The following is a 19,559-nucleotide window of genomic DNA, read 5'->3' as shown; positions in this document are numbered from 1 at the left end:
GGCATGCGGCATTTACAAGACCAAACCGTGTTGATCCTGGGCCTGGGTGCGTCCGGCCTGGCCATGGCGCGATGGTGCGTTCGCCATGGGGCACACGTGACGGTTGCCGACACACGCGAAGCGCCGCCTTTGCTCGCCACGCTGCGCGAGGAGTTGCCGGGAGTGGAATTTGTGGGCGGCGCCTTCACGCCGGAACTGGTGCAGGGCACGGCGGTGCGTGCCGTCTACCGCTCGCCTGGCTTGACGCCCGAGACCATCGCGCCCGTGGCCGACGCCGCGCGCGCCATGAGCCTGCCTGTGGGCGGGGAGCTGGACCTGTTCTCGCAGGCTCTGGCTGACTTGCGCGAGCCGCCGGCTGCCGAGGCGGCTGAAGAGTCCGCCGAAATCACGGCATCTTCCGGGTTGCCGATCGAATTGCCTTTGCTCGATGTATCGGATGCTAATGACACGACCGACACCACGGATGAAGCCGCGGTAACCGATGCGTCCGGTCCGCCTGAGGCTGAAATCGCTGCGATGGTCGAAACTTCCGGCGAACTGCCAAAGGCATCCACAGAGGAGTCGGTGGGTGGTGAACCTGGTCCCGACGAAGCCGGTGAAGATGCTGCGCTGCCCGCCGCGTTGCTAGCCCTGGTTCAGGCCGAACGGGCCCCGGGCTATCGCCCGGCGGTGCTGGCTATTACGGGAACCAACGGCAAAACCACGGTGACTTCACTCTTAGGTCAGCTGGTGCAGCGGGCCGGAAAAACCGTGGCTGTAGCTGGCAATATCGGCCCCACACTGCTCGATACGCTGTCGGCCCACATGGACGCGCAAACCCTGCCGCAGGTCTGGGTGCTGGAGCTGTCCAGCTTCCAGCTGGCCGACGTGCAAGGCTTTGAACCAACGGCCGCCGTGGTGCTCAACATCACGCAGGACCACCTCGACTGGCACAGCGACATGGACGCCTATGTCGCCGCGAAAGCCAAAGTATTCGGCAGTAGCACCTTCATGCTGCTCAACCGTGACGACGCCCGCGTGATGGCCATGCTGCCACCGCCCGTCAAGGTGCGCCTCAAGCCGCCGCAGCTGCGCCCTCATGCCACCTTCGGTGCCGGCGAGCCGCAGCGTCCCGGCGACTACGGCATTGAAACCGTCAACGGCATGCCCTGGCTGGTGCGTGCTGCCGAGGCCGACGAAACCGTCAAGCGCCGCAAGGACGAAGAGGTGGAGCTGCATGTGCAGCGCTTGATGCCGATTGAAGCCCTGCGCATACGCGGCCGGCATAACGCCACCAACGTCCTGGCGGCGCTGGGCCTGGCTGTGGCTGCGGGGTGCAACCTGGCGCCGATGTTGCATGGTCTGCGCGAATACCGTGGTGAACCGCACCGCGTGGAATCGGTGGCAATCGTCGACGATGTCGAGTATTTCGACGACAGCAAGGGCACCAATGTGGGCGCCACCGTGGCGGCGCTGACGGGGTTGGGCCTGGAGCGCAAGCTGGTGCTGATTCTGGGCGGCGAAGGCAAGGGACAGGACTTCTCTCCTCTGGCAGATCCCGTGCAGCGCCATGTTCGGGCAGTGGTGTTGATAGGGCGCGATGCACCCCTGATCAAGGAAGCCTTGCCGCGCAATATTCCGATGCTCGACGCCGCATCGATGGAAGAGGCTGTGACTTTGGCGGCGCAACAAGCGACGACAGGGGATGCCGTATTGATGTCGCCTGCGTGCGCCAGCTTTGACATGTTCGACAACTACGAGCACCGCGCTAAAGTATTTTGCGAAGCTGTCCAGGCGTTGGCGCAGGAAAAGGGGAGCGTGCTGTGACCGCTGCCACACGCTTCTTTGGCTGGTTCTCCGGGGTGGGAAAAGCCGCATCGGAAGTGCTTCCCGTTCAGCTCGGTGGCCACAGCCGATCGCAAACGCTGGCTGCGCCCCCTGTGAAGATGGCCGGTTTTGACCAGGCGCTTCTCTGGGTCACCGTGGCCTTGCTGATGTGGGGCCTGGTGATGGTGTACTCGGCCTCTGTGGCCATGCCGGACAACCCGAAGTTCGCGCGTTATGCGCATACGCATTTCCTGATGCGCCACGTCCTGTCGCTCGTGGTGGCATTTATCGTTGCTGTTCTGGCATTCCAGGTGCCGCTGGCCACGTGGGAAAAATTGGCCCCCTGGTTGTTTGTGCTGTCTCTGCTCCTGTTGATATTGGTGCTGGTGCCTTTCATCGGGAAAGGTGTTAATGGTGCGCGCCGCTGGATCTCGCTGGGCATCATGAACTTCCAGCCTTCCGAGCTGGCGAAATTTGCGGTCCTCCTTTATGCCGCGGATTACATGGTCCGCAAGATGGAAGTGAAGGAGCGCTTCTTCCGCGCCGTGATGCCCATGGCCGTCGCCATAGCAATTGTCGGATTGTTGTTGCTGGCTGAGCCCGACATGGGCGCCTTCATGGTGATCTCGGTCATCGCCATGGGCATTCTCTTTCTCGGTGGCGTCAATGCACGCATGTTCTTCGTGATTGCGGCCGTCGTGGTCGTCGCCTTCGGGCTGATGGTCATGCTCAGTGAATGGCGGCGGGAACGGATTTTTGCCTACCTCGACCCCTGGAGCGACAAATACTCCATGGGCAAGGGTTACCAGCTTTCGCACTCCCTGATTGCTTTTGGTCGGGGGGAGATTTTTGGCGTGGGACTGGGCGGCAGCATTGAAAAACTGCACTGGCTGCCTGAAGCGCACACCGACTTCCTGATGGCTGTGATCGGGGAAGAGTTTGGTCTGATCGGTGTGCTGACCGTGATCGGCATGTTCATGTGGATGACCCGACGCATCATGCATATCGGCCGGCAGTCGATCGCGCTGGACCGGCTGTTCGCCGGCCTGGTAGCACAGGGTGTCGGCATCTGGATGGGTTTTCAGACCTTCATCAACATCGGCGTCAACCTGGGCGCGTTGCCGACCAAAGGCTTGACCCTGCCACTGATGAGCTACGGCGGCTCGGCGATCCTGATGAACCTCATTTCCCTGGCCGTGGTGCTACGGATCGACTATGAGAACCGCCTGCTCATGAGAGGGAGACGTGCATGAGCAAGCAGCACTGCGCTCTCGTGATGGCCGGCGGAACGGGCGGGCACATCTTTCCGGGCCTGGCCGTGGCTGAAGCCCTGCGTGAACGCGGCTGGCGTGTGCACTGGCTGGGCGGACGCGGAAGCAGCCAACGCCCCAGCATGGAAAGCCAGCTGGTGCCGCCGCGCGGTTTCCCCTTTGAGTCCATTGATTTTTCTGGAGTGCGGGGCAAAGGCCCGGCCACGCTGGTGTTGCTTCCGATGCGTCTGCTCAAGGCGTTCTGGCAAAGCATTCAGGCGGTGCGTCGCGTCAAGCCCGATGTGGTGGTCGGTCTGGGTGGCTACATTAGCTTTCCGGCCGGAATGATGAGCGTGCTGTTGGGCAAGCCCCTGGTGTTGCATGAGCAAAATTCGGTGGCCGGCATGGTCAACAAAGTGCTGGCGAGCGTGGCGGACCGTGTCTTTACCGCGTTCCCGAATGTGCTGCCCAAAGCCGAGTGGATAGGCAACCCGCTGCGCCCCGCGTTCACCCGGCAACCTGGCCCGGAAGCCCGCTTCGCCGGGCGCAGTGGTCCCCTGAAGCTGTTGGTGGTCGGGGGCAGCCTGGGTGCCCGGAGCTTGAACGAACTTGTGCCTCAGGCTCTGGCCTTGATTCCTGAAGCGAACCGGCCGCAGGTGATCCATCAAAGTGGTGCCCTGCAGATCGAGGCGCTTCGTGCAAATTACGCGGCGGCCGGTGTGCAGGCTGAACTCACGCCTTTTATTGAAGACACTGCGCAGGCTTTTGCTGATGCCGATCTGGTCATTTGCCGCGCAGGTGCCAGCACGGTGACCGAAATCGCGGCCGTAGGTGCTGCGGCATTGTTTGTTCCATTTCCTGCCGCGGTCGATGACCACCAGACGGCCAACGCGAAGTTCCTGGTGGACCAGGGCGGTGGCTGGCTGATTCAACAACGCGATCTCAGCCCCGCGACCTTGGCGCAAATGCTACAAAAAACAGAGCGCCCTGCGCTCGTCCAGTGCGCCCTACAGGCCAAAAACATGCAAAAAACAGAAGCTACGGCCTGTGTGGTCGCCGCCTGCGAGGAGCTGGCAACATGAAACACGCCATCAAGAACATTCACTTCATTGGGCTGGGCGGCGCCGGCATGTCCGGCATTGCCGAAGTGCTACACAACCTGGGTTATGCCATCTCAGGCTCCGATCTGTCGGACAGCCCGACGCTGCGTCGCCTGGCCAAGCTCGGCATCAAAACCTTTGTGGGCCACACGGCCGGCAACCTTGCCAAGGTTGATGCGGTGGTGACCTCTACCGCCGTGCAGGCGGACAACCCCGAAGTGCTGGCGGCGCGTGAAAAGCGCATTCCTGTGGTCCCGCGCGCGTTGATGCTGGCCGAGTTGATGCGCCTGAAGCAGGGCATTGCTATCGCGGGAACGCACGGCAAGACCACCACCACCAGTCTGGTGGCCAGTGTGCTGGCAGAAGGCGGCCTGGACCCGACCTTTGTCATTGGTGGGCGGCTCAACAGTGCCGGCGCCAACGCCAAGCTCGGTTCGGGCGACTACATCGTGGTCGAGGCAGACGAGTCAGACGCTTCCTTCCTGAACCTGCTGCCTGTGATGGCGGTTGTTACCAATATCGACGCCGATCACATGGAAACCTACGGCCACGATTTCGGCAATCTCAAGAAGGCCTTTGTCGACTTCCTGCACCGCATGCCCTTTTATGGCACGGCGATTTTGTGCACCGACGACCCAGCCGTGCGCGACATCGTGCCGCAAGTTTCTTGCCCCATCACCAGCTATGGCTTTGGCGAAGACGCACAAGTGCGCGCCGTCAATGTGCGGCCGGTGGGCGCGCAGATGCATTTCACGGCGCAACGCCGCAATGGCGTGACCCTGCCTGACATGGACGTCGTACTCAATCTGGCCGGCGAGCACAACGTGCTCAATGCGCTGTCAGCGATTGCCATCGCGGTCGAACTCAACATACCCGACGCGGCAGTGCAAAAAGCGCTGGCTGAGTTCAGCGGTGTGGGCCGGCGCTTCCAGAGTTACGGCGATTTGCCTGCCAAAGGTGGCGGGCATTTCACCGTGATTGAAGACTACGGCCACCATCCTGTCGAGGTGGCTGCGACATTGGCGGCTGCGCGCGGCGCCTTCCCCGGACGCCGGCTGGTGCTGGCCTTCCAGCCGCACCGCTATACCCGCACGCGCGATTGTTTTGAGGATTTCGTCAAGGTGATCGGCAACGCCGATGCGGTGCTGCTGTCCGAGGTGTACGCCGCCGGCGAAGCGCCTATCGTGGCGGCCGACGGGCGTTCACTGGCGCGCGCGTTGCGTGTGACCGGCAAGGTGGAACCTGTTTTCGTTGACGAGATCGACGCCATGCCGCAAGCCATTCTGGACAACGCACTGGCCGGCGATGTCGTGATGTGCATGGGCGCTGGGTCGATTGGACAGGTGCCCGCCAAAGTGGTTGAGATGCTGGAGTCCGCCGCATGAAAGAGAACACGGTGAAATTCGGAAAAGTCGCCGTCCTGATGGGCGGCATGTCGGCGGAGCGAGACGTCTCGCTGATGTCGGGCAGCGGCGTGCTGAAGGCGCTCCGCTCTCGCGGCGTAGACGCCCATGCCTTCGATCCGGCTGAGCGTGACCTCAGCGAGCTGAAGAACGAAGGATTCGAGCGCTGCTTCATTGCATTGCACGGGCGCTTTGGGGAAGACGGCACTGTCCAAGGCGCACTCGAGTTGCTGGGCATTCCCTATACCGGTTCAGGTGTCATGGCTTCCAGCATGGCCATCGACAAGGTCATGACCAAGCGCGTGCTGATTTCCGAAGGGTTGCCAACACCGCAATACCGTCTGTTGCGCCGTGGCGCGTATGGCGCTGCCGACATCGCTGCCTTGCCGGATGCGCTCGGCCTGCCGCTGATCGTCAAGCCGGCGCGCGAAGGCTCTTCCATCGGTCTGACCAAGGTGACGGAACGTCTAGGCATGGCCGATGCCGTGGCGCAGGCCGAAAAACTCGACGCCGATATTCTCTGCGAACAGTTCATCAGCGGTGACGAAGTGACCTGTCCCGTGCTGGGCACAGGTGCTGAGGCGCGTGCGCTGCCTGTCATCCGCATCGTCGCGCCGGACGGCAACTACGACTACCAGAACAAGTACTTCACCGACAGCACGCAGTACCTGGTGCCTTGCGGCTTGCCGGAAGGCGAAGAGGCCGTCATCCAGCAACTGGTGCTGGACACCTTTCGCGTCCTTAACTGTCGTGGGTGGGGTCGCGCCGACGTGATGATCGACAAGGTCACGCGCAAGCCGTACCTGCTGGAGATCAACACCTCACCCGGCATGACCAGCCATTCCCTGGTGCCCATGTCCGCCCGCGCGGCCGGCATCTCTTATGAAGACCTTTGCGTGCTGGTGCTGAAGACAGCTTCGCTCGACCACCAAAAGCACGGAGGAGGCGCCACTTGAGCCGAACCATGCCCCTGCCCACGCCTTTGCCGCTGGACGTCAAGCTCATGAACACCTTCTCGGTGGTTCTGGGCCTGGCGTTTGCCGCCATGGTCGTGGCTTTGGGCGTGACCTGGCTGATGCGGCAGTCCCTGTTCAGCCTGAGCGCCATTCGCGTACAAGGCGACCTGCTTCACAACAACGCAGTGACCCTGCGCGCCAACGTAGCGCCCCGTCTGGCGGGCAATTTCTTCACGGTCGACCTGGGCGCCACGCGCGCGGTGTTCGAGTCAGTGCCCTGGGTGCGCCGGGCGGTGGTGCAACGCGAATTTCCCAACCGGTTGAGGGTGGTATTGCAGGAACACAAACCGGCGGCTATTTGGGGTGCAGAAGGTGATGCCCGGCTGGTCAATACTTTTGGCGAGGTGTTTGAAGCCAACCAGGGTGAGGTAGAGGCCGAAGACCTTCCCGTCCTCAGTGGTCCGCAGGGACAGGCGCAGCAAGTGCTGCAGGCTTATCAAACGCTGGCGCCGATGTTCGATGAAACGGATGCCACGCTGGAGCAATTGCAGATGACCGGTCAGGGCGGTTGGCGAGCCCAGCTGGACAGCGGCGCCGTCATCGAGCTTGGGCACGGCACGTTGGATGAAATAAAGGCGCGCACGAGCCGCTTTATCGCCACCGTGACGCAGGTCTCATCCCGCTACGGACGGGACCTGGAGTCCGCCGACCTGCGTTACGGCAACGGATACGCGATCAGGCTCCGGGGTGTCACCACGGGAAGCCCTGCAGACAAAGACGACGGAAAGAAAAAAAGGTAAACATATGGCCAAGGAATACAAAGATCTGGTGGTCGGGTTGGACATCGGAACCAGCAAGGTCATGGCGGTGGTGGCCGAGGTCATGCCGGGCGGCGAGCTCAAGCTTGCCGGCCTGGGCATCGCGTCGAGCAACGGGCTCAAGCGAGGAGTGGTTGTCAACATTGATGCCACGGTGCAAAGCATCCAGCAGGCGCTTAAAGAGGCTGAGTTGATGGCCGACTGCAAGATCGCGCGCGTCTACACCGGCATTACCGGCAGCCATATCCGCGGCATCAACTCCAGCGGCATGGTCGCGGTCAAGGACAAGGAGGTCACCCAGGCCGATGTGGCGCGCGTGATTGAAACGGCTAAGGCAATCAACATCTCTACCGACCAGCGATTGCTGTTGGTCGAGCCGCAGGAGTTCGTGATTGACGGCCAGGACGTGCGCGAACCCATCGGCATGAGCGGCATCCGCCTGGAGGCCAAGGTGCACATCGTGACGGGCGCGCAGAGCGCTGCCGAAAACATCATCAAATGCGTGCGGCGCTGCGGGCTTGAGGTCGACCAGCTCATGCTCAATCCGCTTGCTTCAAGCCTGGCGGTGCTGACGCAGGACGAGCAGGAGCTGGGTGTGGCAATGGTCGACATCGGCGCCGGCACCACCGATGTCGCCATTTTCACGGGCGGCGCTATCCGGCACACCGCGGTGATCCCGATTGCAGGTGACCTGATCACCAGCGACATCGCCATGGCGCTGCGTACACCCACCAAGGACGCCGAAGACATCAAGGTCGAAAGCGGCTATGCCAAGCAGCTGCTGGCCGATCCGGACCAACAAGTGGAAGTGCCCGGCCTGGGCGACCGCGGCCCGCGCATGCTCAGCAAGCAGGCGTTGGCAGGCGTGATCGAGCCGCGCATCGAAGAAATTTTTTCACTGGTCCAGCAGGTGATTCGTGAATCCGGGTACGAAGAAGTGCTGTCCTCGGGCATCGTCATCACCGGAGGCAGCGCTGTCATGCCCGGCATGGTGGAGCTCGGCGAAGACATTTTTCTCAAACCGGTGCGCCGGGGCATGCCACGCTATTCCAGTGCGCTGTCGGACATGGTGGCTCAGGCCCGCGCTGCCACGGTAATGGGCTTGCTTGAAGAGGCCCGGCTGGCCCGCATGCGCGGCTATAAGGTGTCGCAAAAGGCGGGCAGTGTGCACAACGCATTCGGCCGGGTCAAAGACTGGTTTGTGGGGAATTTCTGATGAACATCTATTCCACTTTCATCGGCAGGCCATCACGTTGCATGCATTCCGGCGGGGCGGACCCTCCTGCGTAAATCTTTCGTGTCAAGCATAAATAAAACATCCCAATTTTGGCAACTGCAGTTTATTGATTAGGAGGCTCCCAATGAGCATCGAAATGATTGAAATTGAAGAATTCAACCAAGGCACACAGATCAAGGTGATCGGTGTCGGCGGCGGCGGCGGCAACGCTGTCGGGCACATGATTGATTGCGGCGTGCAAGGCGTCGAATTCATCTGCGCCAATACCGACGCGCAGGCACTCAGCCGTGGCAGCGCGCACAAGACCATCCAGCTGGGCGCCAGCGGACTGGGCGCAGGCAGCAAGCCCGACAAGGGCCGCGATGCGGCCGAACTGGCAGTGGACGACATTCGCAGCGCCATTGCCGGCGCGCACATGCTGTTCATCACGGCCGGCATGGGCGGTGGCACCGGCACCGGCGCCGCGCCGGTGATCGCGCGTGTGGCCAAGGAAATGGGCATCCTGACGGTCGGCGTGGTGACCAAGCCGTTTGACTTCGAAGGCGGCCGCCGCATGACCAATGCCGACCTCGGGCTGGCGGAACTCGAGGCGAATGTTGATTCACTGATCGTGGTGCTTAACGAAAAGCTGCTCGAAGTGCTGGGCGACGATGTGACGCAGGACGAAGCTTTCGCCCATGCCAACGACGTGTTGAAAAATGCCGTGGGCGGCATCGCCGAGATCATCAATGTTCCCGGCCACGTCAACGTTGACTTTGAAGACGTGCGCACCGTGATGGGTGAACCCGGCAAGGCCATGATGGGAACGGCCAAGGCCAACGGCCCTGATCGTGCGCGCATCGCCGCCGAGCAAGCCGTGGCCTGCCCGTTGCTTGAAGGTATCGACCTTTCCGGTGCCAAGGGCGTACTGGTGCTGATCACCGCAGCGAAGGGTTCGCTCAAGCTGAGCGAATCCAAGCTGGCGATGAACACCATTCGCGCTTATGCGTCGCCCGATGCGCATGTGATCTACGGCACGGCCTACGACGACGAGCTCGGTGACGACATCCGTGTGACCGTGGTTGCAACGGGTCTTTCCCGCCAGGGCGTGCGTCGCCATGCGCCGCCGCTGCAGGTGCTGCGCACCGGCACCGACAACGTGCCTTTCAATGTGCCTACCCTGAACACCACGGCGAACGTTGGCGCTCCACAGACGGCCATGGGTTCGGCCCAGCCGGACTACGGCAACATGTCGGTGCCCAGCGTGTGGCGTACCAACCGCACGCAGGCGGCGGCGAAGGTGGATGCCTTGGCATCCGGCGGCATGGACGACTTTGAGATCCCGGCTTTTCTGCGCAAGCAAGCCGATTAATCGATGTAAAGCTACTGCGCGGCCCGATCTTGAGGCTGTGGTGCTCACCGTACCTGAGTACGGTTCCGCTCCTCGCCTCAACCTCGGGTCGCTCGCTACGCTTTCCATTCGATTAATCGCCGTGGGGTGGTGAGCCGGGGGCACGTCGCTGGCGGCGGATCAATGAACTGTGGCTATGTGCGGCATTGCTATCCCCTACCCTTGAAATGGCCTTGCGCAAACTAAAATAGATAGCATGCTTGCTCAAAGAACCCTTAAATCCCTCACCAAGGCCGTCGGCGTGGGCCTGCACAGCGGGCAGCGGGTTGAGCTGACCCTGCGCCCCGCGGCGCCGGATACCGGCATCGTGTTTCGCCGGGTGGATCTGCCCCAGCCGGTGGATATTGCCATCTCGGCACAGGCAGTGACGGACACCCGGCTGGCCTCCACCATCTCGAGCGGCGGCGCCAAAGTGCATACGGTGGAGCATCTGATGTCGGCATGCGCCGGCCTGGGCATCGACAACCTGTATGTCGATATCACTGCGGAAGAAGTCCCCATTCTTGACGGTTCGGCCTCCTCCTTTGTATTTTTGCTGCAGTCTGCCGGCATTGCGCTGCAGGCCACACCCAAGCGTTTCATCCGCGTGATCAAACCGGTGGAAGTTCGGGAAGGCGAGGGCGTGACCGCCAAGTGGGCGCGCCTGAGTCCTTATGAAGGCTACAAGCTCAGTTTTGAAATTAATTTCGACCACCCCGCGGTGGACTCCACCGGCCAGCGCGTGGAGTTCGACATGGGCTCTGGCGCCTATACGCGCGACATCGCACGGGCTCGCACCTTCGGCTTCACCAAAGACGTTGAGATGATGCGCGCCAACGGCCTGGCACTGGGTGGCGGGCTGGACAACGCCATCGTCATGGACGACTACAAGGTACTCAACAGCGACGGGCTGCGCTACAACGACGAGTTCGTGAAGCACAAAATCCTCGACGCCATGGGTGACCTCTATTTGCTGGGCAAGCCGCTGCTGGCTGCCTATAGCGCGTTCCGCTCGGGCCATGCGATGAACAACAAGTTGCTGCGCGAGTTGCTGTCGCACAAGGACGCCTACGAAGTCGTCACCTTCGAGGACGAGAAAAAAGCACCGCAGGGTTTTGCAACTCTGGCGCGTGCCTGGTAAGCGACCGACCAAGTCCCGCCCATGCTGCTGTTTCGCTGGCTCATTCTGCTTTTCCTGCTGGCGGCTGTGGTGTCGTTCATGTTCTACGCCGGCACCGGACAGGTACGTTTCAAACGTTTCGGCCTCACCATTCTCAAATGGACGCTGATCGCTGCTTTTGGATTTTTCGCCGTACTGATATTGGAACGCCTGGCATAAGCGTGCCGACATCACAGTCGTTTGAACCCGTTCGATTTCTGCCAGCGAAGGCTGGCGCCTGGGGCCGGTTGTAAGCCTTGCCCGCTATAGTGGCCCAACGTCAACTTGCTACCCCACTGGCATGATCGCGGAGATGGATAAATGAACGTCATCAAAATTTTTATCGTTCTGGGCCTGGCTGGTTTCGGTTATCAGTACTGGACCAAGCACCGTGAGGGCCAGCCCCCGGTGGCCTCAACCAGCTCCGCCAGAAGCTCAAATGGATTTGTCCTGTTGCCTGGTACGAGCGGGGGAGGCTCCGGCACGGTTCAGGTCATTGCCGCTGAGGATTGCCCGGAGGATGCGGCCCGTCGGGCTGACAGTCTGGCCGAACAGCTCTCCAGCAAAGGAATTCCTGTTAGCCGTACCCACAGTGTCAGTTTCACGGTGGCCAGTGGTGATCCCGCCGACGCCCAACGCATCACGGCCATCATGAACGGCGAACTGCCCATTGTGTTGGTGCGCGGAAAGGCCAAGTCGAACCCTTCCTTTGAAGACGTGATGGCCGAATACAGCGGTCGCTAATCTGCGTTGATCTGACGGTTGGCGCGTGCGAACGCTGCGGTATGCCGGTCGTGGGGGGGCTTACCGGCTTTCACCGTCGCCTAGCGGCTTCGCCCATCCCTGTAGCTTCCCGTTGTCTTGATGGTCGTGCCCGCAGCATTGGCCAGCCTTTGCATGGCGGTGCCAACATGGGCATGGGTGATCGCGAGCCCCAGTGCATCGGCAGCGTCCTTGCCTGGCAGGGAAGGCAATTTCAGCAACCGCATGACCATTTCCTGCATTTCGGCCTTGCCTGCCTTGCCGTAGCCTGCCACCGCTTTCTTCAGCTGCAGGGCAGTGTATTCGGCTACAGACAGCTGACGTGAGACCAAGGCCGTGATGCAGGCTCCACGCGCTTGCCCGAGCAGTAGCGTGGCCTGCGGGTTGACGTTGACAAAGACAATCTCGACTGACGCCGCGTCGGGCTGGTAGCGCTCCACCACTTCGCAGACGCCTTCAAACAGCACTTTCAGGCGGCCCGGCAGATCGCTGCGTTCCATGTGCGTGGTCTTGATGGTGCCGCTGGCCACATAGCGCAGGTGTTGGCCGTCCATGTCAATTACGCCAAAACCCGCAATTTGCAGGCCAGGGTCGATTCCGAGGATTCTCATTTGCTATGCATTTGGTAGCTGCTTGCGCTCGTGTTCATTGGGCTACAGGCCAAAATACCATCGAACCGAGTGAAAGAATATCGGCGCGCCGAAACACAGCGCATCGACCCGGTCCAGCAGCCCGCTGGCGCCGGTGACGCCCACGCCGCGGTTGCCCCAGTTGGGAATGCCGCGGTCTCGCTTGAGGGCTTTCATCACCAAGTGCCCCAGCGAGCCTGATACGCAGGCAATGAAGGCCATGGCCACCGCTTGCGCGGGCTTGAAGGGCGTAAGGCCCGCCAGCAGGCCGCCCAGCAGGCTGGCCACAACGACGGCGATGAGCCAGCTGGTCCAGTTAAAGCTTTTGCTGACATTGGGCGCGCTGCCCGGCCGCCTGAGTTTGCGGCCCACCAAGTGCTGAACAATCATGCAGCTTTGCACCACAAACACCAGGAAGAACACGAGAAAGGCATTCTTGCCCTGGTAATTGGGAAACTTCAGCAGCAGCAGGGCGGGCACGTGGCTGATGCCGTAGACGCAGACCATGATGCCCCATTGCAGCTTGGCGTTGCGTTCGAGGAAACGGTGCGGGTCATCGGCCAGTGCGCTGACCACCGGAATCGCCAGGAACACGTACACGGGAATGAACACGGTCACCAGGTCAAAGTGCCGCGTAATGACCAGCGCAAATTGCACCGGCAGCACCACAAAAAAGGCCAGCACCAGGCTGCGGTGGTCGCCCTGCCGGGTGGGAGACAAGGTGATGAACTCGCGCAGCGCAAAAAAGGCCACCATGCCGAACAGCACGGTCGCTACGGTTTCGCCCAGCGTCCAGCCGATCCAGAACACCGTGGACATGAACCACGAAGTACGCAGCAGGCCGTTGAACTCCTTGAGCTTCTGGGTGTGCAAGTCGTCCTCTTGTGTGTCCTTGAGCGACATCACGAACGCGGTCATGCTGATGAGGGTCAGGATGCCGAACACCAGCAGGAACAGCAGGCCTACCTGGTGCGAGGGCGAAAGGTTGCGCAAAAAAGTGTTCATCAGGATTCCCGCAGGTCCATGACTGCCTGGCGTGCGCGCGCCAGGAATTCGCCGCGGTCTTCACCATCGCCCAGCGCAATCGGCGCGCCGAAGGTGACCGAACACAGGATGGGCACAGGCACGACTTCGCCCTTGGGCATGACGCGCTGCACGTTGTTGATCCAGGCCGGCACCAGCACCACGTGGGGAAACTTGAGCGCTAGGTTGTACAGGCCGGCCTTGAATTTCTGGGGTTCTTCGTGGTTGCCGCGCGTGCCTTCAGGGAACAGGATGATGGAGTCGCCGTTGGTGAGCGCCTCGATCAACGGCTCCAGCGGATCCTGGTCGCCGGTTTTTGCGCGGTCCACATAGATGGCGTTGAATACCGCCGTGGTGATCCATTTCCTGAACGGCGTCTTGGTCCAGTAATCTTTCGCCGCAATAGGGCGGGTGATACCGCGCAGCTCCTCGGGGAGCGCTGCCCACATCAGCACCAGGTCGGCGTGGCTCTGGTGGTTGGCAAAATAAATACGCTGCTCGGCCTTGGGCGGGCAGCCCTGCCAGCGAGCTTGCGCACCCGTCAGGGTGCGGATCAACCCCAGCAGGAAAAGACCCACCAGCTTGGCCAGCAGAGGAGAGAGGTTGTCGCTCATACGCTGATTGTGGCCGGGTGATGTGTCATGGCAGTTCGACGCCGCCCATGCGGGCCACGATGGTGCCGGCGCGCGACGCCAGATAGCCTGAGGCGGGCCGGGTTTCAAAATACTTGGGCCGCGGCAGCATAACGGCCAGGCGTGCGGCCTCATAAGCACTGAGACGGGCGGCTGGCTTGCGGTAGTAGTGTTGCGCGGCGGCTTCGGCGCCGAAGATGCCTTCGCCCCACTCGACGCTGTTGAGGTAAATCTCCAGGATGCGTTCCTTGCTGAGCAGGGCTTCCAGCAGTAGCGTCAGGACCAGCTCCTGGCCTTTGCGCAGCAAGGTGCGCTCACCCGACAAAAAGAGGTTTTTGGCCAGCTGCTGCGTGATGGTGGACCCTCCCACGATCTTCACGGGCCTGAGCGGGGTTGCCGCGGCCTTGGCGGGCGCCAGCCGGCTGGCCGACTGCGCGGCGCGTTGTTCGGCCTTGGCGTTCTTGTCCCAGGCTTTTTCCAGCGCCTCCATATCCACGCCGTCGTGTTCGGCAAAGCCGGCATCTTCCGAAGCGATGACGGCGCGCTTGAGGTATGCCGGCAACTCGGAGTAAGGCACCCACTGCTGGCGCCATTTCAGGGAGCCGGTGTTTCGCACGACCAGATAAGCCTCTGAGCGCTGGAAGGCGGTGGACTCCGGGTTCACCACAGCCATCATGGCGATGCGCGCCACAAAAAAGAGCTGCAGCGCCAGGCCTGCGATCAGCCCGAGACCGAGCAACCTGAGCAGCGCCTTCATGGCAGCCGCGCCCGCATTTCCTGCAGAACCTGCAGGGAAGGCGGGCGAACCCCGCGCCACAGTTCGAAAGCCTCGGCGGCCTGCTCCACCAGCATGCCCAGTCCGTCGCGCGGCGTGGCGCCGTTCTCCTGGGCCCACGCCATGAAGCCCGCTGCGGCAGGGCCATACATCATGTCGCAGGCGAGCGCGCCAGGCTTGAGTACGCTGGCCGCGACCGGTACGCCGACACCTGCCAGGCTGCTGGCGCTGGCATTGATGATGACGTCGAAATTGCCCTGCAGCCCTTGCAGGTCGTGCGCCAGCAGCTCTGTTTTTTGTAGCAAGCCTTGCATGGAAGCATGTGCGCGGTGGCGCTCCACCAGGGCGTCGGCTTTCGCCCGCGTGCGGTTGACCAGCACCAGACGGCGTGGCCCGGCCGCCAGCAGGGTGGCCAGCGCGCCGGCGCCGGCGCCGCCCGCGCCGATCAGCAGCACATCGCGTCCGGCCAGTGAAACGCCGGCATTGTTCTGGATGTCGTTGACCAACCCGACGCCGTCGGTGTTGTCGGCGTGAACGGCGCCAGCTTGCAGCACCAGTGTGTTCGCGGCCTGGGCCAGTTGAGCCCTGTCGGTGTGCGTGGCCGCAGCCTCAAACGCCTGCAGCTTGAAGGGTACGGTGACGTTGCATCCCTTGGTGCCTTCCTGTAGCAGCCGCGTCAGGGTCGCGTTGAACGCCTCCATCGGCACCAGCAGGCGCTCATACTGCAGGGCCTGGCCCGTGAGTTCGGCAAATCGCGCGTGTATGAGCGGGGATTTGCTGTGCGCGATCGGGTTGCCGAGGACATAGTATTTATCCATGACGGTACGGGTATGCGTGGTGAGGCCGGGCGGACAAGCAGCGATCGGGTCAGCGGCTGGTGAGCTTGGTTTCCAGCGTGTCGTCGCGTGTGAACTTGAAGCGCGACACCACCACGATCTGATCCGCTTTGCGGCGCATCGCATCGCTGAATTTCCCGAACGGCCCTGTGCCGCGCACGATGGTCTGTGCGCGCCTGTCCAGCGTCAGGTTGCCTGATGTCTGCACTACCTCGGTGTCCAGCACGTTGCCGTCAAAGTTCACGGTGACGATCATGGTGAGCTCGCCATAGAGCTTTTTGCCGGCTTGCTCTGGGAAGTTCACCGTGCCCTTTTCTTCAATCTTGCGGCGCAGCTCGTCGTAATAGACCGCGTAGACCTCTTCGCGCGTGGCCGGGCTGATGTAGCGCTTTTTGGGCCGTGCGTTCTCTTCATTGATGCGGCGCTCGATCTCGGCCAGTATCTTGACCAGCTGTTTGCGCTTTTCTTCGCGCTCGGCTTGGGCCGGGCTGTTGGCCGGCTGTGTCAGGTCGGGTGGTGGCATGGACGCCAACTGCTTTTTGATCTGCGCCAGCAACTGGGTCTGTTGCTCTTGCAGCGACTCGACTTTGCGCTGCGCGTCTTCGGTGGCGTCGCCCAGTTCCATCAGGGCCGAAGGGGGCAGGGGCGACGTGGCCCGCCCTTTTTCGGCTTCACCGCCGCCGGCAAGCGAGGCTTGTGCAATGGCCTTGGCAAAGTCGGGCTTTTCGTTGGACTTGGCGTTGACCAGGATCACTTCCAGCGGGGTGTCCTGAAAGACGCGGTTAAAACGTTCCGGATCAACAAAACGCACCGTCAGCAATACCACGTGAAAGGCGATCGAGGCGCCGAGAGCGATTTGCAGTGTGCTGGGTGACTTCACAGAAAGAGATTATCGGTGTTTATGCGCGCATTTCGATGTCAACCGGCCACCGGAGCTGTGGCTGCAGCATCGGTTTGTGGCTCGTTAACATCGACCGCGATCGAGATTGGCCCAGCGGTCATCTCGGATTCGCCGTCTTCTTCACCCAGCGGGTCTGGCGACTCGTCCATTTCCACGTCAAGCCGCTCGATCACCGTGCCGGAAATATCCAGCGTGATCTCGTCAATCTCGCCCAGCCTCACACGCACTTTGGCGCCGCGCGGCAAGCCCTGTGCACCCACGGCGGGCAGCACCAGCGGCAATTCGTCGGCGCGCACCAGGTTGTCCTTGAAAGCCGTGGCCGTCAGTTCGGTGATGCCGTTTTGCTGCAGGTATTTGAGTGTCCAGTAGCGTTCAATGCCGGCCTGAAAGCCGTTGTAGGCGCTGTAGGCCGCGTCAAAGCCCGAGATGATGGAAAAGAGTTCGGCGTCCTTTGGTTTGAAGGGCGCAGCCAGGGCGGCGGTGCGGCCATGGCGCACGCAGGCAATGATTTGCCATTGGTTGACCAGGTCGGTGTAGCGGCGTAGCGGTGAGGTGCTCCAGGCGTAGCTTTTCACGCCAATGCCCGCATGCGGCAGCGCCTTGGTCCCCATGCGCACTTTCACGCCGGGCGCCAGGCTCGCCTGGCTGCGATAAATGCCCGGCACGCCATGCTCGGCCAGCCATTGGCCCCAGGTGCTGTTGGCCAGGATCATGGCCTCAGCCACGATCAGATCCAGCGGTGCACCGCGCTGGCGCGTGCTGATGCTGACGGCCTCGTTGCCCTGGGGCTCGGCGCCCGTGGGGTTGTCCAGCCTGAAGTTGTAGTCAGGCCGGTTGAAGTTCTCGGGCTTGCCACGCACGACTTCGCGCTGCGCCTTGAGGTGTTTGGCCAGCCGGTGCAAAAAGGTCAGCTCCACGCCCCATTGCACGCCGGTGGGCGGGCTGGTTTGCGCGGTTTCAAAAAAAGCCTCGGTGAAGGTGCTGTCCAGCATGTCATGGCGCAGGTTGCTCACAATGGGTACCTGCTCCAGCCGGGTCGCGCTTTCCTTGATCTCCAGCGTGGCTTCGTCGAGTGTGAGGTACAGCGACAGGGCAGGGCAGTTGCGGCCTTCCTGCAGTGTGTAGCTCTTGACGATCTCGTCGGGCAGCATGGTCAGCTTGTAGCCGGGCATGTACACGGTGGAAAGCCGCGCGCGGCCCACGGTGTCGATCGGGCTGCCAGGCAATACCGCCAGGCCGGGTGCAGCGATGTGGATGCCCAGCGTGACAGTGCCACTGCCCAAACCTTGCACGGAAAGTGCGTCGTCGATTTCTGTGGTGGCCGAGTCGTCGATGGAAAAAGCTTTGACATCGGCAAGCGGCAACTCGTCCTTGATTGGCGGCGCTTGCAAGGTCGGAAAGCCTGTGCCCTTGGGGAAGTTTTCAAACAAAAAGCGCTTCCAGTGAAACTGGTAGGGCGATGCGATGGCGCCGGCCTTTTGCAGCAAATCCAGCGGCGCGGTGTGCGTGGCGCGCGAGGCTTCGACCACGGCCTTGTATTCCGCGCTGTTCTTGTCGGGCTTGAAGAGGATTTTGTAGAGCTGTTCGCGCACTGGCGCCGGGCATTCGCCGCGGCCCAGCTCTTCGGCCCAGGCGGTGATTTGTGCCGCGACCTGTTTCTTCTTCTCGATGGCGGCCAGTGCCTGCTGCAAAATTTCTGCGGGCGCCTTTTTAAAGCGGCCCTTGCCGGCGCGGCGAAAGTAATGCGGGGCGTCGTACAGGCGAAACAGCGCGGCGGCCTGCTGCTCCAGCGAGGCGGCCTTGCCGTCGGCACTGAAGTAATCGCGGGCCAGGTCGGCAAAGCCAAATTCGTCTTCGCCGGCAAATTCCCAGGCCAGGTCCAGCTCGATGTCGGTGCTTAGTTTCTGGCCCGTGGCCACCATCTCGGCAGGAGACGGTTTTTCAAACTTCAGGAGGGCGTTGACGCCCTTGACCTTGACGCGCTTGCCCGAGTCGAGCTCCACTTGCAGCGACGCGTCGCTCTCGGACAAAATGCGGCCGGCCAGAAACTTGCCGGCTTCTTCAAACAATACAAACAAAACGGGATCCCTTTGGTGTCTTAGATGACTTGCGGCTAGTGTAATCAGCCCGGTTTGGGAGGGTCAGGTCAGGCCAACGCCAGGAAATCGAGAATCGACGGCAGGTGACGATCAAAGTCGCTGAGGGCGTGGTCGCCCCCTTCGAGCAGCTGTACAGAAGCACCCGCGTAGCGGGCGGTCATTTCCCGCCAGTCCAGCACTTCATCACCCTTGGCAATGATCGCCAGGTAATTCTGCGGCATCTTCAGCGGCCCGGCTCGCTGTGCTTTCAGCTCATCCACAAAGCGTGGCTCAAAGAAAAACCGCTCTTGCGGGTCATGCCAGGCGCTTTGTTCACCGATGTGGCGTGCCAGGTCGCGCGCCGGTTCCACGGCAGGATTCAGCAGCACCGCCTTGCAGCCGGTCTGTTCGGCCACCGCAGTGGCGTAAAAGCCGCCCAGCGAGGAGCCGATCACGCCCATGCCCCCATAGCCGGCTTGGGCGGGCCAGCCGGCAATTTCGTCTTGCACCATCTGCAGCGCGGCGCGCGGCGACGGCGCAAGCTGCGGACACCACCAGTGAACGGCGGGATGGCGCTCTTGCACGGCCGTCGCCGTTTTTCGGGCCTTCACCGACTGCGGCGAAGAACGGAACCCGTGGAGATAAAGCAGGTGGGTGATGCGCATACCCGATGTTAGACGGACGGCCGGGTCGAACCCATTTTCAGGCCGGTGCGGTGCAGCTTGCTCGGTTTATACGTAAAACAGTGCTCCACGCCAATAAGGACGAGCGCAAGCAGCTATGTAATTGATAGCGTCGTGGCTTTGGTCTGCATGCCCCTGGGTA

Annotated in this window: 19 protein-coding genes; 11 read left to right on the top strand and 8 right to left on the bottom strand. The window is 61.9% G+C overall.

The window, feature by feature from the left end; translation table 11 throughout:
* The first annotated feature begins 3 nt into the window (after positions 1-3).
* From murD to ABI546_RS09030, 11 genes are all read left to right on the top strand, one after another.
* Positions 4-1,806, top strand: a complete 1,803-nt coding sequence (gene murD, locus ABI546_RS09080) for a UDP-N-acetylmuramoyl-L-alanine--D-glutamate ligase (RefSeq protein WP_348046248.1) — start codon at positions 4-6, stop codon at positions 1,804-1,806.
* Entirely contained in the window at positions 1,803-3,059 is a 1,257-nt protein-coding gene (ftsW, locus tag ABI546_RS09075) for a putative lipid II flippase FtsW (protein WP_348046246.1), read from the top strand. Before murD ends, ftsW begins: the two co-directional genes overlap by 4 nt.
* The gene (gene murG, locus ABI546_RS09070; protein WP_348046244.1) at positions 3,056-4,138 is read left to right on the top strand and encodes an undecaprenyldiphospho-muramoylpentapeptide beta-N-acetylglucosaminyltransferase; all 1,083 of its coding nucleotides are present in this window, start codon (positions 3,056-3,058) and stop codon (positions 4,136-4,138) included. Before ftsW ends, murG begins: the two co-directional genes overlap by 4 nt.
* Positions 4,135-5,541, top strand: a complete 1,407-nt coding sequence (gene murC, locus ABI546_RS09065; RefSeq protein WP_348046242.1) for a UDP-N-acetylmuramate--L-alanine ligase — start codon at positions 4,135-4,137, stop codon at positions 5,539-5,541. Before murG ends, murC begins: the two co-directional genes overlap by 4 nt.
* A complete protein-coding gene (locus ABI546_RS09060) occupies positions 5,538-6,515 on the top strand; it encodes a D-alanine--D-alanine ligase (RefSeq protein WP_348046240.1) in 978 nt (325 codons plus the stop codon). Before murC ends, ABI546_RS09060 begins: the two co-directional genes overlap by 4 nt.
* Before the next feature lie 8 nt (positions 6,516-6,523).
* A complete protein-coding gene (locus ABI546_RS09055; RefSeq protein ID WP_348046337.1) occupies positions 6,524-7,315 on the top strand; it encodes a cell division protein FtsQ/DivIB in 792 nt (263 codons plus the stop codon).
* Between the two features lie 4 nt (positions 7,316-7,319).
* Entirely contained in the window at positions 7,320-8,549 is a 1,230-nt protein-coding gene (gene ftsA, locus ABI546_RS09050; protein WP_348046238.1) for a cell division protein FtsA, read from the top strand.
* Between the two features lie 145 nt (positions 8,550-8,694).
* Positions 8,695-9,921, top strand: a complete 1,227-nt coding sequence (gene ftsZ, locus ABI546_RS09045) for a cell division protein FtsZ (protein WP_348046236.1) — start codon at positions 8,695-8,697, stop codon at positions 9,919-9,921.
* Between the two features lie 235 nt (positions 9,922-10,156).
* Complete coding sequence (gene lpxC, locus ABI546_RS09040) at positions 10,157-11,080, top strand: UDP-3-O-acyl-N-acetylglucosamine deacetylase (RefSeq protein WP_348046234.1); 924 nt, start codon at positions 10,157-10,159, stop codon at positions 11,078-11,080.
* A gap of 21 nt (positions 11,081-11,101) precedes the next feature.
* Positions 11,102-11,278, top strand: coding sequence for a hypothetical protein (locus tag ABI546_RS09035; protein ID WP_348046232.1), 177 nt, complete (start codon positions 11,102-11,104; stop codon positions 11,276-11,278).
* A gap of 141 nt (positions 11,279-11,419) precedes the next feature.
* Positions 11,420-11,842 (top strand): hypothetical protein, encoded by a 423-nt coding sequence (locus ABI546_RS09030; RefSeq protein WP_348046230.1) that lies wholly within the window; start codon positions 11,420-11,422, stop codon positions 11,840-11,842.
* An 80-nt stretch (positions 11,843-11,922) separates the two neighbouring features.
* Here ABI546_RS09030 and ruvC read toward each other — a convergent pair whose 3' ends face one another.
* The 8 genes from ruvC to ABI546_RS08990 all read right to left on the bottom strand — a co-directional run bounded on the left by ruvC (position 11,923) and on the right by ABI546_RS08990 (position 19,399).
* Positions 11,923-12,471 (bottom strand): crossover junction endodeoxyribonuclease RuvC, encoded by a 549-nt coding sequence (gene ruvC / locus ABI546_RS09025; protein WP_348046228.1) that lies wholly within the window; start codon positions 12,469-12,471, stop codon positions 11,923-11,925.
* 42 nt (positions 12,472-12,513) lie between these two features.
* Complete coding sequence (locus tag ABI546_RS09020) at positions 12,514-13,494, bottom strand: phosphatidate cytidylyltransferase (protein WP_348046226.1); 981 nt, start codon at positions 13,492-13,494, stop codon at positions 12,514-12,516.
* Entirely contained in the window at positions 13,494-14,126 is a 633-nt protein-coding gene (locus ABI546_RS09015) for a lysophospholipid acyltransferase family protein (RefSeq protein ID WP_348046224.1), read from the bottom strand. The genes ABI546_RS09020 and ABI546_RS09015 overlap by 1 nt, the downstream gene beginning before the upstream one ends.
* Positions 14,127-14,151: 25 nt before the next feature.
* Positions 14,152-14,901, bottom strand: coding sequence for a transglycosylase domain-containing protein (locus ABI546_RS09010; RefSeq protein ID WP_348046222.1), 750 nt, complete (start codon positions 14,899-14,901; stop codon positions 14,152-14,154).
* The gene (gene aroE / locus ABI546_RS09005) at positions 14,898-15,737 is read right to left on the bottom strand and encodes a shikimate dehydrogenase (RefSeq protein ID WP_348046220.1); all 840 of its coding nucleotides are present in this window, start codon (positions 15,735-15,737) and stop codon (positions 14,898-14,900) included. The genes ABI546_RS09010 and aroE overlap by 4 nt, the downstream gene beginning before the upstream one ends.
* Positions 15,738-15,786: 49 nt before the next feature.
* Entirely contained in the window at positions 15,787-16,635 is an 849-nt protein-coding gene (locus ABI546_RS09000) for a TonB family protein (protein WP_348046218.1), read from the bottom strand.
* A 38-nt stretch (positions 16,636-16,673) separates the two neighbouring features.
* Positions 16,674-18,734 carry an RNB domain-containing ribonuclease gene (locus tag ABI546_RS08995; protein WP_348046216.1) on the bottom strand — a complete coding sequence of 687 codons (2,061 nt, stop codon included), beginning with the start codon at positions 18,732-18,734 and terminating at the stop codon, positions 16,674-16,676.
* Between the two features lie 68 nt (positions 18,735-18,802).
* Positions 18,803-19,399, bottom strand: coding sequence for a YqiA/YcfP family alpha/beta fold hydrolase (locus tag ABI546_RS08990; protein WP_348046214.1), 597 nt, complete (start codon positions 19,397-19,399; stop codon positions 18,803-18,805).
* Positions 19,400-19,559 lie beyond the last annotated feature (160 nt).

Origin of the sequence: Polaromonas sp., assembly GCF_039932935.1 — a bacterium.
GTDB lineage: Bacteria > Pseudomonadota > Gammaproteobacteria > Burkholderiales > Burkholderiaceae_C > Polaromonas.
This window is presented reverse-complemented; position numbering and strand designations above follow the sequence as displayed.

Excerpts from the sequence above, each read along its gene's own strand:
- murD (WP_348046248.1), top strand. The coding sequence starts at position 4 with ATGCGGCATTTACAAGACCAAACCGTGTTGATCCTGGGCCTGGGTGCG.
- murG (WP_348046244.1), top strand. The coding sequence starts at position 3,056 with ATGAGCAAGCAGCACTGCGCTCTCGTGATGGCCGGCGGAACGGGCGGG.
- murC (WP_348046242.1), top strand. The coding sequence starts at position 4,135 with ATGAAACACGCCATCAAGAACATTCACTTCATTGGGCTGGGCGGCGCC.
- ABI546_RS09060 (WP_348046240.1), top strand. The coding sequence starts at position 5,538 with ATGAAAGAGAACACGGTGAAATTCGGAAAAGTCGCCGTCCTGATGGGC.
- ABI546_RS09055 (WP_348046337.1), top strand. The coding sequence starts at position 6,524 with ATGCCCCTGCCCACGCCTTTGCCGCTGGACGTCAAGCTCATGAACACC.
- ftsA (WP_348046238.1), top strand. The coding sequence starts at position 7,320 with ATGGCCAAGGAATACAAAGATCTGGTGGTCGGGTTGGACATCGGAACC.
- ftsZ (WP_348046236.1), top strand. The coding sequence starts at position 8,695 with ATGAGCATCGAAATGATTGAAATTGAAGAATTCAACCAAGGCACACAG.
- lpxC (WP_348046234.1), top strand. The coding sequence starts at position 10,157 with ATGCTTGCTCAAAGAACCCTTAAATCCCTCACCAAGGCCGTCGGCGTG.
- ABI546_RS09035 (WP_348046232.1), top strand. The coding sequence starts at position 11,102 with ATGCTGCTGTTTCGCTGGCTCATTCTGCTTTTCCTGCTGGCGGCTGTG.
- ABI546_RS09030 (WP_348046230.1), top strand. The coding sequence starts at position 11,420 with ATGAACGTCATCAAAATTTTTATCGTTCTGGGCCTGGCTGGTTTCGGT.
- ruvC (WP_348046228.1), bottom strand. The coding sequence starts at position 12,471 with ATGAGAATCCTCGGAATCGACCCTGGCCTGCAAATTGCGGGTTTTGGC.
- ABI546_RS09020 (WP_348046226.1), bottom strand. The coding sequence starts at position 13,494 with ATGAACACTTTTTTGCGCAACCTTTCGCCCTCGCACCAGGTAGGCCTG.
- ABI546_RS09015 (WP_348046224.1), bottom strand. The coding sequence starts at position 14,126 with ATGAGCGACAACCTCTCTCCTCTGCTGGCCAAGCTGGTGGGTCTTTTC.
- ABI546_RS09010 (WP_348046222.1), bottom strand. The coding sequence starts at position 14,901 with ATGAAGGCGCTGCTCAGGTTGCTCGGTCTCGGGCTGATCGCAGGCCTG.
- aroE (WP_348046220.1), bottom strand. The coding sequence starts at position 15,737 with ATGGATAAATACTATGTCCTCGGCAACCCGATCGCGCACAGCAAATCC.
- ABI546_RS08990 (WP_348046214.1), bottom strand. The coding sequence starts at position 19,399 with ATGCGCATCACCCACCTGCTTTATCTCCACGGGTTCCGTTCTTCGCCG.